The 16,860-nt window shown below is 72.6% G+C and carries 16 protein-coding genes; 12 read left to right on the top strand and 4 right to left on the bottom strand.

The window, feature by feature from the left end; genetic code table 11:
- The 3 genes from miaB to dapF are packed head-to-tail and all read left to right on the top strand — an operon-like array spanning position 1 to position 3,395.
- Positions 1 to 1,551 carry a tRNA (N6-isopentenyl adenosine(37)-C2)-methylthiotransferase MiaB gene (gene miaB / locus QZL85_RS13855; protein WP_295577784.1) on the top strand — a complete coding sequence of 517 codons (1,551 nt, stop codon included), beginning with the start codon at positions 1 to 3 and terminating at the stop codon, positions 1,549 to 1,551.
- The gene (gene miaA / locus QZL85_RS13860; protein ID WP_295577786.1) at positions 1,548 to 2,465 is read left to right on the top strand and encodes a tRNA (adenosine(37)-N6)-dimethylallyltransferase MiaA; all 918 of its coding nucleotides are present in this window, start codon (positions 1,548 to 1,550) and stop codon (positions 2,463 to 2,465) included. Before miaB ends, miaA begins: the two co-directional genes overlap by 4 nt.
- A gap of 60 nt (positions 2,466 to 2,525) precedes the next feature.
- Positions 2,526 to 3,395, top strand: a complete 870-nt coding sequence (gene dapF, locus QZL85_RS13865) for a diaminopimelate epimerase (protein WP_295577788.1) — start codon at positions 2,526 to 2,528, stop codon at positions 3,393 to 3,395.
- A 12-nt stretch (positions 3,396 to 3,407) separates the two neighbouring features.
- Here the strand turns inward: dapF and QZL85_RS13870 are convergent, their stop codons facing one another.
- A complete protein-coding gene (locus QZL85_RS13870) occupies positions 3,408 to 4,049 on the bottom strand; it encodes a class I SAM-dependent methyltransferase (protein WP_295577791.1) in 642 nt (213 codons plus the stop codon).
- 84 nt (positions 4,050 to 4,133) lie between these two features.
- On the opposite strand from QZL85_RS13870, the gene hflX reads away from it, so the two are divergent.
- Positions 4,134 to 5,654, top strand: a complete 1,521-nt coding sequence (gene hflX, locus QZL85_RS13875; protein WP_295577793.1) for a GTPase HflX — start codon at positions 4,134 to 4,136, stop codon at positions 5,652 to 5,654.
- On the opposite strand, the gene QZL85_RS13880 is transcribed toward hflX, so the two are convergent.
- A complete protein-coding gene (locus tag QZL85_RS13880; protein ID WP_295577795.1) occupies positions 5,647 to 7,548 on the bottom strand; it encodes a prolyl oligopeptidase family serine peptidase in 1,902 nt (633 codons plus the stop codon). The two genes, hflX and QZL85_RS13880, sit on opposite strands and share 8 nt — an antisense overlap.
- A 208-nt stretch (positions 7,549 to 7,756) precedes the next feature.
- Here QZL85_RS13880 and QZL85_RS13885 point away from each other — a divergent pair, with 208 nt between their 5' ends.
- A complete protein-coding gene (locus tag QZL85_RS13885) occupies positions 7,757 to 8,710 on the top strand; it encodes a methylenetetrahydrofolate reductase (protein WP_295577797.1) in 954 nt (317 codons plus the stop codon).
- Positions 8,707 to 11,031, top strand: coding sequence for a 5-methyltetrahydropteroyltriglutamate--homocysteine S-methyltransferase (gene metE, locus QZL85_RS13890; protein ID WP_295577799.1), 2,325 nt, complete (start codon positions 8,707 to 8,709; stop codon positions 11,029 to 11,031). The genes QZL85_RS13885 and metE overlap by 4 nt, the downstream gene beginning before the upstream one ends.
- 59 nt (positions 11,032 to 11,090) lie before the next feature.
- On the opposite strand, the gene lexA is transcribed toward metE, so the two are convergent.
- Entirely contained in the window at positions 11,091 to 11,756 is a 666-nt protein-coding gene (gene lexA, locus QZL85_RS13895) for a transcriptional repressor LexA (RefSeq protein ID WP_295577801.1), read from the bottom strand.
- Positions 11,757 to 12,028: 272 nt separating this feature from the next.
- Here lexA and QZL85_RS13900 point away from each other — a divergent pair, with 272 nt between their 5' ends.
- From QZL85_RS13900 to QZL85_RS13925, 6 genes are read left to right on the top strand one after another with little or no spacing between them, the layout of a single operon-like run.
- Positions 12,029 to 12,397 carry a LysM peptidoglycan-binding domain-containing protein gene (locus QZL85_RS13900; RefSeq protein ID WP_295577803.1) on the top strand — a complete coding sequence of 123 codons (369 nt, stop codon included), beginning with the start codon at positions 12,029 to 12,031 and terminating at the stop codon, positions 12,395 to 12,397.
- 22 nt (positions 12,398 to 12,419) lie between these two features.
- Positions 12,420 to 13,493 carry a histidinol-phosphate transaminase gene (locus QZL85_RS13905; RefSeq protein WP_295577805.1) on the top strand — a complete coding sequence of 358 codons (1,074 nt, stop codon included), beginning with the start codon at positions 12,420 to 12,422 and terminating at the stop codon, positions 13,491 to 13,493.
- Between the two features lie 60 nt (positions 13,494 to 13,553).
- On the top strand, positions 13,554 to 14,165 hold the full coding sequence (hisB, locus tag QZL85_RS13910) for an imidazoleglycerol-phosphate dehydratase HisB (RefSeq protein WP_295577807.1): 612 nt from the start codon (positions 13,554 to 13,556) through the stop codon (positions 14,163 to 14,165).
- Positions 14,162 to 14,806, top strand: coding sequence for an imidazole glycerol phosphate synthase subunit HisH (gene hisH / locus QZL85_RS13915; protein ID WP_295577809.1), 645 nt, complete (start codon positions 14,162 to 14,164; stop codon positions 14,804 to 14,806). Before hisB ends, hisH begins: the two co-directional genes overlap by 4 nt.
- Positions 14,807 to 14,866: 60 nt before the next feature.
- Positions 14,867 to 15,613 carry a bifunctional 1-(5-phosphoribosyl)-5-((5-phosphoribosylamino)methylideneamino)imidazole-4-carboxamide isomerase/phosphoribosylanthranilate isomerase PriA gene (gene priA, locus QZL85_RS13920; protein WP_295577810.1) on the top strand — a complete coding sequence of 249 codons (747 nt, stop codon included), beginning with the start codon at positions 14,867 to 14,869 and terminating at the stop codon, positions 15,611 to 15,613.
- Positions 15,597 to 16,373 (top strand): SseB family protein, encoded by a 777-nt coding sequence (locus tag QZL85_RS13925; protein ID WP_295577812.1) that lies wholly within the window; start codon positions 15,597 to 15,599, stop codon positions 16,371 to 16,373. The genes priA and QZL85_RS13925 overlap by 17 nt, the downstream gene beginning before the upstream one ends.
- 33 nt (positions 16,374 to 16,406) lie before the next feature.
- On the opposite strand, the gene QZL85_RS13930 is transcribed toward QZL85_RS13925, so the two are convergent.
- Positions 16,407 to 16,805, bottom strand: coding sequence for a DUF1844 domain-containing protein (locus QZL85_RS13930; protein WP_295577814.1), 399 nt, complete (start codon positions 16,803 to 16,805; stop codon positions 16,407 to 16,409).
- Positions 16,806 to 16,860: the final 55 nt, after the last annotated feature.

Genomic DNA, 16,860 nt, shown 5'->3' on the forward strand with positions numbered 1-16,860 from the left:
ATGACTTCCCCGTCCTCCTCGCCGACCCTCATCGCGCCCTCGGTCGCCGCGCACGCCGCCGACGGCCGCGCCCGCACCTACGAGGTACGCACGTTCGGGTGTCAGATGAACGTGCACGACTCCGAGCGACTGTCCGGTTCGCTGGAGAGCGCGGGCTACGTCCTCGCCGAGGCGGGCGCCGAGGCCGACGTCGTCGTCATCAACACGTGCGCCGTCCGCGACAACGCCGCCGGCAAGCTCTACGGCACGCTCGGGCATCTCAAGTCCCGCAAGGACAAGCACGAGGGCATGCAGATCGCGGTGGGCGGCTGCCTCGCCCAGATGGACAAGGATGCCGTCCTCGACAAGGCGCCGTGGGTCGATGTCGTGTTCGGCACGCACAACATGGGCTCCCTGCCGAGCCTGCTCGAGCGGGCACGGCACAACGGCGACGCGGCGCTGGAGATCCTCGAGTCGCTCGAGGTGTTCCCCTCGACGCTGCCGACCAAGCGCGACTCGATCTACAGCGGCTGGGTCTCGATCTCGGTCGGCTGCAACAACACCTGCACCTTCTGCATCGTGCCGAGCCTGCGCGGCAAGGAGAAGGATCGCCGCCCGGGCGACATCCTCAGCGAGATCCGCCTCCTCGTCGACGACGGCGCCCTCGAGGTGACCCTCCTCGGCCAGAACGTGAACAGCTACGGCGTCGAGTTCGGCGACCGGCAGGCGTTCGGCAAGCTCCTGCGCGCCGCGGGCGAGATCCCCGGGCTCGAGCGCATCCGCTTCACGAGCCCGCATCCCGCCGCGTTCACGGACGACGTGATCGACGCGATGGCCGAGACGCCCGCCGTCATGCCGCAGCTGCACATGCCGCTGCAGTCCGGCTCGGACAGCATCCTGAAGGCGATGCGTCGGTCCTACCGCAGCGAGAAGTTCCTCGGCATCCTCGACCGCGTGCGCGAGCGCATCCCGCACGCGGCGATCTCGACGGACATCATCGTCGGGTTCCCGGGCGAGACGGATGCCGACTTCGAGGACACCCTCCGCGTCGTCGAGCAGGCCCGCTTCGCGAGCGCCTTCACGTTCCAGTACTCGATCCGCGAGGGCACTCCCGCCGCGACGATGCCCGACCAGGTCCCCAAGGCCGTCGTGCAGGAGCGCTACGAGCGGCTCATCGCCCTGCAGGAGCGCATCTCGCTGGAGGAGAACCAGAAACAGGTCGGCCGCGAACTGCAGGTGCTCGTCTCCACCGGCGAGGGCAAGAAGGATGCCGCGACGCACCGCCTCACGGGCCGCGCCGAGGACAACCGTCTCGTGCACTTCGAGCTCCCCGTAGGCTCGCGGACGCCTCGCCCCGGCGACATCGTGTCGGTCGTCGTGACGCACGCCGCGCCGTTCCATCTCCTCGCCGACAGCACCGACGGCGCCCCGCTGCGCATCCGTCCGACGCGCGCCGGCGACGCGTGGGACCGCGCTCAGGCCGAGTCCTGCGGCGTGCCGGCCCCGGCGGCCCAGACCGGTGCCCCGCGCGCCGTGTCGCTGGGACTGCCCACGCTGCGCATCGGACAGTGACCGCCCCGCGCCTCTGGGCCCTCGTCGGGGCAACCGGCACCGGCAAGACGGCGCTGTCGCTGCGCCTCGCGGAGGAGCTGGCCCGCCGCGGCGGGGGAGCGGAGATCGTCAACGCGGATGCCATGCAGCTGTACCGCGGCATGGACATCGGCACCGCGAAGCTTCCCGAGGCCGAGCGCCGCGGCATCCCGCACCATCTCTTCGACGTGCTCGCCGTGACCGACGAAGCCGCCGTCGCGGCCTACCAGGCGCAGGCGCGGGCCGCGATCGAGCGGATCATGTCGCGGGGAGCGGACGCGATCCTCGTCGGCGGCTCGGGGCTGTACGTCTCGAGCGTCCTGTACGACTTCCGGTTCCCGCCGCGCGACGACACCCTGCGCGCCGAGCTGGAGCAGGAGCTCGCCGAGCGCGGTCCGGGGTCGCTGCTCGGCCGACTGCGCGACCTCGACCCCGCGACCGCCGAGCGGGTCGACCCGCGGAACGGCCGGCGGATCGTCCGCGCGCTCGAGGTCGTGCTGCAGGGGGAGGACACGCACGGCGCCGCGCTTCCCGCCGCGCCCGTGCTGTGGCACGAGCCGACCTCGATCATCGGGGTCCACGTCGACCGCGCCGAGCTCGTCGCCCGCCTCGACGCCCGCGTCGAGCGGATGTGGACAGGCGGGCTGCTCGACGAGGTGGCGGGGCTCCGCGCCGACGGCCTCGACGACGGACTCACGTCCCGCCGCGCGATCGGGTATGCGCAGGCGGTCGCTCAACTGGCGGGCGAGAAGACCCAGGACGAGGCGATCGCCGAGACGCAGGCGCTGACCCGGCGCTACGCGCGCCGCCAGGTGTCGTGGTTCAAGCGGTACCCCGGCATCGTGTGGGTCGGTCCCGACACCGACCCCGCCGCGCTCATCGACGGGGCGGTCTGACCGACCCGGGTTGTGCCCCGCCCGCGGCCGGCCGCCGGCGCCACGATCTAGACTGGCGGGATGCCGCAGACCATCCCGTTCACGAAGGGCCAGGGGACCGGCAACGACTTCGTCATCGTCGCAGACCCCGACGGAGCGCTCGCGCTGAGCGATGATCAGGTCGCGGCCCTCTGCGACCGGCGGTTCGGGATCGGCGCCGACGGCACGCTGCGCGTCGTGCGCTCGGCCGCCCTCCCCGAAGGTGCGAGCACGCCGGACGCGGAGTGGTTCATGGACTACCGCAACGCCGACGGGTCGGCCGCGGAGATGTGCGGCAACGGCATCCGCGTGTTCGCGAAGTACCTCGTCGACGCGGGCCTCGCATCCCTCGACGGCGATGAGGTGCTGCGCATCGGGACGCGCGCGGGCGTCAAGACCGTGACCCGCGTCGACACCGGCTTCGAAGTCGACCTGGGCATCTGGCGTCCCGACGACGCCGACGTTCTGGTCCGCGCGCGCGGTCTGTCCGTCGCCCGCCCCGGCCAGGGCATCGACGTGGGCAACCCGCACGTCGTCGTGGCGCTGCACACGATCGCCGAGCTCGAGGGTCTCGACCTGACGGTCCAGCCCGTGCTCGACCCCGTTCCGAGGGCCGGCGCGAACGTCGAGTTCGTCGTGCCCGCCGACCCGCTCGTGCGGGACGGCGTCGGCGCCATCACGATGCGGGTGTTCGAGCGGGGCGTCGGCGAGACGCTCTCCTGCGGCACCGGTGTCGCAGCCTCCGCACTCGCCGTGCGGCATTGGGCCGGCGCCGGAGCCCCCGAGCGGTGGACGGTCGACGTTCCCGGCGGGCGCCTCGGCGTCCGCGTCGTGACGCACGAGGACGGCGAGCACGTCCTGCTCTCCGGCCCCGCCGCGCTCGTCTTCAGCGGCGAGGTCGCGCTGGCCTGAGCGGCCGCCGCCTCAGGGCAGGTCGATCGGCGCCGTGGCCGGCGTGCCGTGCCGGCGCACGCGCAGCACGCGGAAACCACGACCCGTTGCTGCGCGCGAGACCGAGTAGCCCTTCTCGAACGTCGCCGCGAGCCAGCGCTGCAGCGAGTCCGAGCCCAGGTTCCGCTGCACGACGAGCCACGCGTCGCTTCGTTCGTCGAGGCGCGGGATCCACCGTTCGAGCAGCCCGTGCAGTTCGTTCTTCCCGACGCGGATGGGCGGGTTCGATCGGATGGTGCGGAACGAGACGTCGTCGGGAACATCCTCGGGGAGCACGGCGTTGACATTGTCGAGCCCGAGGGACACGGCGTTGCGCCGTACGAGGTCGAGAGCACGCTCGTTGACATCGACGGCCCACACGGTCGCGTGCGGGGCTTCCAGCGCGAGTGACAGCGCAATGGGACCCCATCCGCTTCCGAGGTCGAGCAGGTGACCGCCGGCCGGCGGCGGCGGCGTGTTCGCCAAGAGGACGCCCGTCCCGCCGTCGACGTGCTCGGGGCTGAAGACGCCCCCTGCGGTCTCGACCTCCATCGGACGGCCCGCGAGGGTCACGCGGATGCGCCGGAGGTTCTCGGCACTGGACGGGGTCGCGCTGAAGTAATGATCGCTCCCCACGGTGACGAGCGTAGCGGAGGAGCCGCCCGGCGGGGGAGGCTAGAGTGCACGGGTGGACCGCGAGGCCGCCCTCGGAAGGACGATATGACAGACGCCATGACACCCCAGAGCACGGACGAGACGCCGGTGGACCCGGTGGATCGTGTGCTGGCGCGCGCCGACGCGCGATCCGCGGTGCGCGTGTTCGGTGGCGCGCAGGCGCTGCAGGATGCCGCGACGGTCACCTACGGCGACAGCGACGGCGAGCAGTGGGACCGTGAGGAGCGCGCCGCGCTCCGCCGCGTCCCTGGGCTGTCCACCGAGCTCGAGGACGTCACCGAGGTCGAGTACCGGCAGCTGCGGCTGGAGAACGTCGTGCTGGTGGGCGTGTACCCGCAGGGGTCGCAGGAGGATGCCGAGAACTCGCTGCGCGAGCTGTCCGCCCTCGCCGAGACCGCGGGCGCCGTCGTGCTCGACGGCGTGCTGCAGCGCCGCCCGCATCCCGACCCGGCGACCTACATCGGCCGCGGCAAGGCCTCCGAGCTGCGCGACCTCGTGGCAGCCGTCGGCGCCGACACCGTGATCGCCGACACCGAGCTCGCCCCGAGCCAGCGCCGTGCGCTCGAGGACGTCGTGAAGGTCAAGGTCATCGACCGGACCACCGTCATCCTCGACATCTTCAGCCAGCACGCCAAGAGTCGCGAGGGCAAGGCGCAGGTCGAGCTCGCACAGCTCGAGTACCTCCTGCCGCGCCTGCGCGGCTGGGGTGATTCGATGAGCCGCCAGGCCGGTGGCCAGGTCGGCGCCGGCGGTGCGGGCATGGGCTCGCGCGGCCCCGGTGAGACGAAGATCGAGCTGGATCGTCGCCGCATCCGCACGAAGATGGCGCTGCTGCGCCGCCAGATCCGCGACTTCGGTCCGGCCCGCGAAGCCAAGCGCGCCGACCGCAAGCGCAACACGATCCCCTCCGTGGCGATCGCCGGCTACACCAACGCCGGCAAGTCGAGCCTCCTGAACCGGCTGACGAGCGCGGGCGTCCTCGTCGAGAACGCGCTGTTCGCGACCCTGGATGCGACTGTCCGCCGCGCGGAGGCCGCCGACGGCCGCGTGTACACGCTCACCGACACCGTCGGCTTCGTCCGGAACCTGCCGCACCAGCTCGTCGAGGCGTTCCGCTCGACGCTCGAGGAGGTCGCCGACGCCGACGTCATCGTGCACGTCGTCGACGGATCCCATCCCGATCCCGCCGCCCAGCTGCTCACCGTGCGCGATGTGATGGGCGATGTGGGCGCGCGATCCACGCGCGAGATCGTCGTCTTCAACAAGGCCGATCTCGTCGACCCGGACACGCGGCTCGTGCTGCGTGGGCTGGAGCCCGGCGCCCTGTTCGCCTCGTCACGGACCGGTGAGGGCATCGCCGAGCTGCGCGCCGCGATCGAGGAGGCGCTGCCGCTGCCCGCCGTCGAGGTGCGCGCGCTCGTGCCGTACGAGCGCGGCGACCTCATCAACGCCGTCCACGAGAGCGGGCACATCATCTCGACGCGCCACGAGGAGGAGGGCACGGCCGTGCATGCGCACGTCTCCGAGCACCTCGCCTCGCAGCTCGCGCCATACGCGCTCAGCTGAGCGCGACCGGATCCACGCCCGGCGTCGCGAAGCCGAACACCTGGCCGACGAAGGCCAGCTCCGTCGCGAGCGCGTGGACCATCGTGTCGGCGCGGCGGAAGCCATGGCCCTCGCCCTCGTACAGGACGTACGCGTGCGGGACGCCCCGCGCCGCCAGCGCCGCACGGATCGCCTCCGCCTGCGTCGGCGGGACGACGGCATCCTCCGCCCCCTGCAGCAGCAGGAGAGGGACGCGGAACCGGTCCGGACGGCCGAGCGGGGACCGCTCGATGTACACCGACTCGGCCTCCGGCAGCGGTCCGATGAGACCGTCGAGGTAGCGGGCCTCGAAGTCGTGCGTGTCCGCGGCGAGGGCACGCGCGTCGCCCACCCCGTAGCGGGAGATGCCCGCGTGGAAGACGTCGGTGCCCACGAGTGCGGCGAGCACGGTCCATCCGCCGGCCGAGCCGCCCTCGATGGCGAGGCGTCGCGCGTCGGCGCGGCCCTCCGCCACGAGACCGGCCGCCGCGGCGGCGACGTCATCGACATCCACGACGCCCCACTGTCCCCGCAGCCGCTCGCGGTACGCGCGCCCGTAGCCGGTGGACCCGCCGTAGTTGACATCGAGCACGCCGATGCCGCGGCTCGTGAAGTAGGCGATCTTGCCGTCCGCGACACCGCCGACGTGCGAGGTCGGGCCGCTGTGCACGAACACGATGTACGGCGGGAGCTCCTCCGCCGGCGCCCTGACCTCGGGGTTCGTCGGCGGGAAGTCGAACGCGTGCACGTCGCCGCGCGGACCCGCGAAGGTGACGGGTCGCCCCGCGGGGTACCACTCCGCCGCGAGCCCGCCTGCTGCGGGCGTGACACGTTCGACGGTGCCCGATGCGCCGATCAGCCAGATGCCGCTCCCGTCGGCGCCGGCACCCGAGACCAGTGCGCGGACGCCGTCGCACGCCTCCACGACGAGACGCGTCGTCGCGGGAAGATCGACGGGGGATGCCGTGCCGTCGGCGCCGATCAGGACCAGACGGTCGCTCCCCTGGGTCTGCACCGCCAGGACGCCGCCGTCGCGGAGCGGCGCGTACCACCGCACGCCGAGCACCCATAGGGGCCCGCCGGTGTCGGCGTCCGCCGGGAAGACGGCATCCGCATCCAGATCGGCGTCCAGACGCACCCGCGACAGGTTCCAGCGCCCGCTCGCATCGTCGGTGAAGAGCAGCTCGTCGGCTGACACCCACTCCGGCTGCAGCGCCGCCGTCTCTCCGGACGAGAGGCCGGTCCACTCGGCCACGACGCCGTCCTCGAGTCGTCCGACGCGCACCTGCGTCCGATCCCACGGCATGTCGGGGTGATCCCACGCGACCCAGGCCAGGTGCCGGCCGCCGGGGGACAGGGCGGGCTGCGCGAGGAACGTGCTCCCGGCCACGAGGCTCGTCACCGTCCCGTGCGCGTCGATCGACACGATGTCGCGGAGGGGGACCGGCTCGTCGCCGTGGCGCTCGCGGACCGCCAGCAGGATCCCCTCCTGCCACCGCAGACCGCCGAAGCGGACGTCCTCGTCCTCGGCCGGTGGCGTGAGTGCGCGGGGCTCCTCACCCGGCCGCACGGTCCACACCCGCTGGTCGCTCTTCTCGACGAAGAACAGCCGCCCCTCCTCCGTCGCCGCCCAGGACCCGCCGCCGTACTCGTGCACGCGCGAGCGCGCGTTCCACGGCGCGGGCAGAAGGCTCTCGATCGCCCCGTCGGCGCCGCGGCGCCGCACCGCGGTGCGCCCGCCCTCGTCGGGGAGCGATTCGCCCCACCAGATCTCACCACCCGCGAACGCGGCTCCCTCGTAGCGGGCGGAGCTCGACGTCGCCCGCTCGGCGGTGAGCGGAGAAGGCCAGGAACCGTAGGGCATCTCTGCGGGCATGGGTCCACCGTAAGCCCCGTGCAACATCGCGTCACACGCCTGCGCGCCGCTTCCGGGCGGTCGTAAAGTGATGCCATCGACGCCCGGTCATCGCCGGGCAGGAGCGACAGCCGAGCCCGGCACCCGCCCGCGATGCACTGCCGTCCCGCGACGGAAGTGCGACCGCGGCCGACCGGCCCGAGACGACGCCCCTGACCCTGGAGAGACCATGTCGAGCGCAACCCCCGCCGCCGCGGTGCCGTTCTCCTTCGAGATCTATCCGCCGCGCACCGACGCCGGGCTGCCCGCGCTGCACGAGACGATCCGGCGGCTGGCCGCCGCGGGCCCGGAGTTCATCTCGGTGACCTTCGGGGCGGGCGGGTCGACCGGCGGACGCTCCCTCGAGGTGCTCACGCACATCCTGCGGGAGACCTCCATCCCACCGCTGGCACACCTCACGTGCGTCGGATCCAGCTACGCGGACGCGACGACCCTCATCCGGGAGTTCCTGGATGCCGGGATCACGCGGTTCCTCGCGCTGCGCGGCGACCCGCCCGCCGACGCCGTGGAGGGCGAGGAGTACGTCGGCGACCTCTCCAGCGCCGCCGAGCTCGTGCAGCTCATCGATCGCGTGCAGGCCGAGCGCGCGCCGTACACCGAGGCTCCCGTCCCCGGCACCCCGGGCGCCGCACGCGTGGCGCCGCGCACCCGCGTCGAGATCGCCGTCGCCGCCTTCCCCAACGGCCACCCGCGCTCCCGGCACCGCCTCGAGCACATCGATGCGCTGCTGGCCAAGCAGGCCGCGGGCGCGACGTTCGCGATCAGCCAGCTGTTCTTCCACGCCCACGACTACCTGGGCTTCGCCGACGTCGCACGCGCCGCGGGCGTCACCATCCCGATCCTGCCCGGCATCATGCCGATCACGTCGCCCGGCCGACTGCGCCGTGTCGTCGAGCTGACCGGCGAAGCGCTGCCCTCCGACCTGGCGGTCGCCCTCGACGTGGAGCCGACCGTCGAGGGGCGCCGTGAGATCGGCATCCAGCACGCGGCCGCGCTCGCGCGCGACGTCCTCGCCGGCGGGGCCGCCGGCATCCACCTCTACGCCTTCAACAACCATGACAACGTGCTGGCCGTCCTCCGCGAGGCCGGCGTCCGCACCCGCACCGAGGAGTTCTCCGCATGACCGCTTCCTTCCCGACCGGCACGATCCTGGGATACCCGCGCATCGGCCGCCGCCGCGAGCTCAAGCGCGCTGTCGAGCAGCACTGGTCCGGTGCCCTCACGCTCGAGCAGCTCGAGACGACGGCCGCCGACCTGCGCCGCGCGACCCGCGCGCGACTGGTGGAGCTGGGCCTCGGCCGCGCCGACTCGTCGATCCCGGAGTCGTTCTCCTTCTACGACCAGGTGCTCGACGCGGCGGTCACCGTCGGGGCGCTTCCGGCACGGTTCGCCGACCTGCGCGACGCGGACGGGCAGATCCCCCTCACGGCGTACTTCACGGCCGCGCGCGGCGAGGGCGACCGTGCCGCGCTGGAGATGACGAAGTGGTTCGACACGAACTACCACTACCTGGTCCCCGAGATCGGGCCCGAGACGGTGTTCGCGCTGTCCAGCGACCGGTTCGCCCGTCAGGTCGCGGAGGCGCGTGCGGACGGCGTCACGGTGCGCCCCGTCGTCGTCGGTCCCGTGACGCTGCTCGCGCTCGCCAAGGCGACGGATGCCGCACCGGAGGGCTTCCGCCCGCTCGATCGCCTCGAGGACCTGCTGCCGGTGTACGTCGAGCTCCTCGCGACGCTGCGGGCCGCCGGCGCCGACTGGGTGCAGCTCGACGAGCCGGCCCTCGTGTCGGAGAGCCTCGGCGCGACCCCCGCCGAGCTCGCCGACGCCGCGCGACGCGCCTACGACGTGCTCGGCTCCGCGACCACGCGCCCTGCGATCCTCGTCGCGGCCGGGTACGCCCAGCTCTCCACCGCGGCGTGGGAGGCACTCGCGGCGGCGCCCGTCGAGGCGCTCGCCCTCGACCTGCACCGAGGCGACGTGCCCGCGCCGGTGCCGGGCCTCGCGGGCAAGACGCTCGTCGGCGGCGTCGTGGACGGACGCAACGTCTGGCGGGGCGACCTCGCCGCCGCCGCGACGACGCTCGACGAACTGCGGGCCCTCGGCGCACCCGTGGCCGTCGCCACGTCGACCTCGCTGCAGCACGTGCCGCACGACGTCGTCGACGAGACGGTCCTCGACCCGCGCCTCGCGTCCTGGCTCGCCTTCGCCGATCAGAAGGTGCAGCAGGTCGCGACCCTCGCCCGCGGACTGCGCGAGGGGCGGGATGCGATCGCGCCCGAGCTCGACGCGGCGACGGCCGCAGCGGCGGATCGGCGCACGGCGGGCGGCGTCCGGGACGGCGCGGTCCGCACCCGCGTCGCGCAGCTGACCGCGTCCGATCACCGGCGCGAGGACTACGAGGTCCGCCTCGCCGCGCAGGAGGAGGCGCTGCCGCTGCCGGCGCTGCCGACGACCACCATCGGGTCGTTCCCGCAGACCGACGAGATCCGCCGCGCCCGCGCCCGGCTCACCCGCGGCGAGATCACGGCGGGGGAGTACGACGGGTTCCTCCGCGACGAGATCTCCCGCGTCATCGACCTCCAGCTCGATCTCGGGCTCGACGTGCTCGTGCACGGGGAGCCGGAGCGCAACGACATGGTCCAGTACTTCGCGGAGAACCTCGACGGCTTCGCGGTCACGCAGCACGGCTGGGTTCAGTCCTACGGCTCCCGTGCGACGCGGCCCTCGATCCTCTGGGGCGATGTGTCACGCCCCGCCCCCATCACGGTGCCCTGGTCGCGATACGCCCAGTCGCTGACCGAGAAGCCCGTCAAGGGGATGCTGACCGGCCCGGTCACGATCCTCGCATGGTCCTTCGTCCGCGACGACCAGCCGCTCGCCGACACGGCTGCGCAGGTCGCCCTCGCGCTCCGCGACGAGATCGCCGATCTCGAGGCGGCCGGCATCCGCATCATCCAGGTCGACGAGCCGGCGCTGCGCGAGCTGCTGCCGCTGAAGGCCGCCGACCAGCCCGGCTACCTCGACTGGTCCGTCGGCGCCTTCCGCCTCGCCACGGGCGGAGCCCGGACGGAGACCGCCGTGCACACCCACCTCTGCTACTCCGACTTCGCCGTTGTGATCGACGCCATCGCCGCTCTCGACGCGGACGTCACCTCGATCGAGGCGGCCCGCAGCCGCGGCGCCGTCATCGAGGACATCGCCCGATCCGGCTTCTCGCACGGGATCGGGCCCGGCGCGTACGACATCCACTCGCCGCGGGTGCCGTCCGTGGCCGAGGTGACCGACCTGCTGCAGCGTGCCGCGGATCGGCTGCCGCTGCGGCAGGTGTGGGCCAACCCGGACTGCGGTCTCAAGACGCGCGGCTACGAGGAGACCGTCGCGGCGCTCCGCAACCTCGTGAGCGCCGCGCACGCTGTCCGCGTCCGCGCGGAGGCGACCGTCTGAGCGGACGCTGCGCGTCGCCTCTGCGCGTCGCCTCTGCGCGTCGCCTCTGCCTTGCGGGCTCAGATGGCGCGCAGCACCGCCACGACCTTGCCGAGCACGACGGCGTCGTCGCCGAGGATCGGCTCGAACGCGGAGTTGCGGGGGAGCAGCCAGGTGTGGCCGTCGCGCTGGCGGAAGGTCTTCACCGTCGCCTCCTCGTCGAGCATCGCCGCGACGATGTCGCCGTTCTCCGCCGTCGCCTGGGAGCGCACGACGACCCAGTCGCCGTCGCAGATCGCGGCGTCGATCATCGACTCGCCGCTGACCTTGAGCATGAACAGATCGCCCTTGCCGACGAGCTGGCGCGGGAGCGGGAAGATCTCCTCGACCTGCTGCTCCGCCGTGATCGGGATGCCGGCGGCGATGCGTCCGACGAGGGGGACCAGAGCCGCGTCGCCGACCGAGGGCGCCGTGTCGGCGGGGTTCTCCGTCGCGGCGCCGGGCAGGTCGATGAGGACCTCCATGGCGCGCGTCTTGCCGGGGTCGCGGCGCAGGTAGCCGCTGAGCTCCAGCTGGTTGAGCTGGTGGGTCACGCTGGAGAGCGACTTGAGCCCGACGGCGTCGCCGATCTCGCGCATGCTCGGCGGATAGCCGTGCCGCGCGATGGATCGCTGGATGACCTCGAGGATCGCCAGCTGCTTGTCGCTGAGGCTCTTGCGCCGACGGGTCTGCGGCTTCTCGCTCATCTCGCGCTCCTTCTCGTCACCCGCCTCCGGGCACTCGGCTTCGAATGTCGGAGGTCGGTGATGGGGTGTGTTCATCGAAACCGTATCCGGTATCGGGCCTCTCCACCGCCAAGCGTTCGCGTGTCGCGTTCGAAGAGAATCCGAGAACGGATGCACTTGACACTGTAGCTGTTCGAAGATAGCTTCGGAAGAGAAGTTCGCCTCCGGTTCTCCCGGCCGAGGGCGGGAGGCGAACTTCTCCACATCCGAGGCAGCAGTCCTGAGGAGGAGCCATGACCACCATCGACATCGCCGGCGTCGCCGCCATTTCGGCCCCGTCGACCCGTCTCCGTCTCACGACGCGGGGGCGCCGCGTCCTCGCCGCCCTCGCCTCGGTCCCCGCCGTCGTCGCGCTCAGCATCGCGATCGTCTCCGGCGGCGGCGCCCTCGCCTCGGGCGAGCGGAGCGCTCCTGAGGGCACGTTCGAGACCGTCACGGTGATGCCGGGTGACACCCTGTGGTCCGTCGCAGAGCGCGTCGCCCCCACCGCCGACCCGCGCGACGTCGTCGACGCGATCATGCGGCTCAACGCACTGAGCAGCGCCCGACTAGATGCCGGACAGCAGGTCGCCATCCCGCTGGAGTACGCGCCGGGCGAGTGACGCCGAGCCCTACCATGGGACGGTGACTGTTCGTCTGGAAGACCTCCCGCTGCGCGACGATCTCCGGGGCCTCACGCCCTACGGAGCGCCCCAGGCTCCGCTCCCGGTGGCGCTCAACGTCAACGAGAACACGCACCCGGTGCCCGAAGAGGTCGCCGACGACATCATCGTGAGCATCGCGCAGGCGCTGCGCAGCATCAACCGCTACCCCGACCGCGAGTTCACCGAGCTGCGCGAGGGCTTCGCGGACTATCTCGGACACGGGCTGTCGCGCGAGCAGATCTGGGCCGCGAACGGCTCGAACGAAGTGCTCCAGCACCTGCTGCAGGCATTCGCGGGTCCGGGGCGGACGACCTTCGGGTTCGCGCCGACCTACTCGATGTACCCGCTGCTGACCCGCGCGACCGGCGCCCGGTACGTCGCCGGGACCCGCGGAGTCGACTACACGCTCGACGCCGCCGACGCGGCCGCGCAGGTCGCCGAGGCCGAGCCCGACGTCGTCTTCCTCTGCGCGCCGAACAATCCCACCGGCACGCCCCTGCGCACCGATGTCGTCGAGGCGGTCTACGACGCCACCGACGGCATCGTGATCGTCGACGAGGCCTACCAGGAGTTCGCGCCGCACGAGGAGCGGTCCGCTTTGACCCTCCTGCCCGGCCGCGAGCGCCTCGTCGTGAGCCGGACCATGAGCAAGGCGTTCGCTTTCGCCGGCGCGCGCGTCGGATATCTGGCGGCCGACCCGGCCGTCATCGATGCGCTGCGCCTCGTGCGACTGCCGTACCACCTGAGCGCCCTCACGCAGGCGGCGGCGACGGCGGCGCTGAGACACGCGCCGACGATGCTGCAGATGGTCGATGACATCGTCGGCCAGCGGGACCGCATCTCCGCCACGCTGTCGGCCCTCGGCTACACGCCGTACGAGAGCTGGACGAACTTCGTCCTGTTCGACGGCGTCGAGGACCCCGCGGCCACCTGGCAGGCGCTGTACGACCGGGGCGTCCTGATCCGTGACGTCGGCATCCCGCACAGCCTCCGCGTGACGGCGGGCACCGAGGACGAGTCGACGGCCTTCCTCGAGGCACTCGCATCCCTCTGACCGCGGGGGAGGCCGTCATGCGGCCCGCGCCGCGATGGCGCGCTCGGTAGACTCGGAGGCATGAGCAGCCCCGCGCCCCGCACGGCCTCCCTTCGCCGCGCGACGAGCGAATCCACCGTCGAACTCGAGCTCGATCTCGACGGGACCGGCCAGAGCCACATCGACACCACGGTGCCGTTCTTCGACCACCTGCTCACGGCGTTCGCGAAGCACTCGCTCACCGACCTGACGGTGCGCGCGTCGGGCGACACCGAGATCGACGCGCACCACACCGTCGAGGACGTCGCGATCGTGCTCGGTCAGGCCATCCGCGAGGCGCTCGGCGACAAGGCGGGCATCTCCCGCTACGGCGACGCCCTCGTCCCGCTCGACGAGGCGCTCGCGCAGGCCGTCGTGGACATCAGCGGCCGCCCCTACCTCGTGCACACCGGGGAGCCCGCGGGCTACGAGCACCACCTCGTCGGGGGGCACTTCACCGGCTCCCTCGTCCGTCACACCTTCGAGGCCATCGCGTACAACGCGGCGCTGACGATGCACATCACCGTGCTCGGCGGCCGCGACCCGCACCACATCGCCGAGGCCGAGTACAAGGCGTTCGCCCGCGCTTTCCGACAGGCCAAGGCCCTCGACCCGCACGTGCGCGGCATCCCCAGCACGAAGGGCGCTCTGTGACCGACGCCCCCTTGGTCGCTGTCCTCGATTACGGCTCCGGCAACGTCCACTCGGCGGTCAAGGCCCTCGCGGCCGCCGGCGCCGACGCGCGCCTGACGCGCGATCGCGGTCTCATCCAGGACGCCGCCGGTCTCGTGGTCCCGGGGGTCGGCGCGTTCCGCGCGGTTATGGACGCGCTCCGCGCGAGCCGCGGCGACGAGCTCATCGAGCGCCGTCTGGCCGGCGGGCTGCCGGTGCTCGGGATCTGCGTCGGGATGCAGGTGCTCTTCGAGCACGGCGTCGAACGCGGCGTCGACACCGAGGGCATGGGGGAGTGGCCCGGGTCCGTGACCGAGCTCGACGCCCCGGTGCTGCCGCACATGGGCTGGAACACTGTCCGGTCCGGCGAGGGATCGGTGCTGTTCCGCGGCATCGAGCAGGAGCGCTTCTACTTCGTCCACTCCTACGCGGCGCAGCACTGGACGCTCGAGGTCATGCGGCCGTTCGCCGAGCCGGTGCTGACCTGGTGCGACTACGGCGCGCCGTTCCTGGCCGCCGTGGAGAACGGCCCGCTGTCGGCGACGCAGTTCCACCCCGAGAAGTCGGGGGCCGCCGGCATCCGGATGCTCGGCAACTGGATCGGCGCTCTGCCGCAGGGCTAGTAGGCTGTCACTTCGTGCATGCGCGGATCCGCGCGCGCGAGTCAACCGCCTGCTGGAGCCATGAACGATTTCGCTTCCACCCCTGAACTGATCCTGCTGCCCGCCGTCGACGTCGCGGACGGCAAGGCCGTCCGCCTCACGCAGGGCGAGGCCGGCACCGAGACGAGCTACGGCGACCCGCTCGAGGCCGCGCTCGCCTGGGCCCGCGACGGCGCCCAGTGGATCCACCTCGTCGACCTCGACGCCGCCTTCGGCCGCGGCAACAACACCGCCGTGTTGCGGAAGGTCATCAAGCAGCTGAAGGGTGTGCAGGTCGAGCTCTCCGGCGGCATCCGCGACGACGCGACCCTCGAGGCCGCGCTCGAGAGCGGCGCGGCGCGCATCAACCTCGGCACCGCGGCGCTGGAGAACCCGGAATGGGCCTCCGACGTGATCTACCGCTACGGCGAGGCGATCGCGGTCGGCCTCGACGTGCGCGGCACGACCCTGGCCGCCCGCGGCTGGACCCGCGACGGCGGCGATCTGTGGCAGGTGCTCGAGCGCCTCGAGGACGCCGGCTGCAGCCGGTACGTCGTCACCGACGTCACGAAGGACGGCACGCTGCGCGGCCCCAACATCGAGCTCCTCCGCGAGGTCGTCAGCCGCACTCCCAAGCCCGTCGTCGCATCCGGCGGCATCTCGAGCCTCGACGACATCGCGGCGCTCCGCGAGCTCGTGCCGCTCGGTGTCGAGGGCGCGATCGTGGGCAAGGCCCTGTACGCGGGCGCGTTCACGCTCGCCGAGGCGCTGGATGTCGCCGGAGGCTGACCACTCCTGCGGACCCGCCGATTCGGCCGGCGTCCCGTGGGCCGGCCGCAGCTTCGAGGCGAACCCGCACGCCGCGGACGACGGCTCCGCCGACCCCGCGCTCCTGGCGGCCCTGCTGGCATTCCGCGCGGGCGACGGAGACGCCGTCGCGGTGGTCGACGCCTACCGCGCCGCACGCCTGCTGATCCCGCTGGTCGCGGAGAAGGGCGAGGAGGGCGTAGGCCCGACCGGCCTGACCGTCGACAAGACGCAGGAGCTCTCGATCGTCACGGTCGCCGCACCCGACGGGCGCCGCGTGCTGCCCGTCTTCACCTCGGTCCAGACGCTCGCTGCGTGGGACCCGTCCGCGCGGCCCGTGCCGGTGGACGGCGTGCGCACGGCCCTGTCTGCGGCCGCCGACGACACCGATCTCGTCGTGATCGATCCGGCCTCGCCGACCGAGTTCGTGCTGCGGCGCCCCGCCGTCTGGGCGATCGGCCAAGGACTGCCCTGGGAGCCGGCGCACGCGTCGCCGGAGGTCTTCGCGGGCCTGCACGAGAGCATCGGCGGAGAGCTCGGCGTTCTCGACCTGTCCGTCGCCCCGGGCGACCCGGGCGCGCGCCTTCGGGGCCCGGAGCTGGTCGTGCGACTGCAGCTGATCGAGGGTCTCGATCAGAGCGAGCTGGATGCCGTGCTGCAGCGCCTCGCCGCGCGCTGGGCCGCCGATGACCGCATCGCGGTGCTCGTCGACTCGTTGACGGTCAAGCTCCTCCGCGCCTGACCCGCGCAGGATGGCGAAGGCCGGCGCCGAGGGTCAGTTGACCGGGCCGGTCCACTTCTCGCCGGGGCCCTTGCCGATCGGGTCCGGGATGACCGACGCCTCGCGGAACGCGAGCTGCACCGAGCGCAGGCCGTCGCGCAGCGATCGGGCGTGCATGTCGCTGATCTCGGGGGCGCCGGCGGTGATGAGGCCGGCGAGGGCGTTGATGAGCTTCCGGGCCTCGTCGAGGTCCTTCTGCGTCTCCGGGTCGTCGGCGAGGCCCACCTTGACGGCCGCCGCGCTCAGCAGATGCACCGCGGTCGTGGTGATCACCTCGACGGCCGGAACCGCCGCGATGTCACGGGTCGCGGCCTGCGAGGCGCGCTCCTCCTCTTCCCAGCGCGCGAGGCGCTCGGCATCCTGTTCCCCGGGTCCGGACGGAATCGTGTCCACGTGCTGCTCTCTGCTAGACTTGGCGCGCACCGGAGTGTTCTACTCCGGATCGAAA

It is taken from the genome of uncultured Microbacterium sp. (genome assembly GCF_900078385.1).
In the GTDB taxonomy this organism is placed as follows: domain Bacteria; phylum Actinomycetota; class Actinomycetes; order Actinomycetales; family Microbacteriaceae; genus Microbacterium.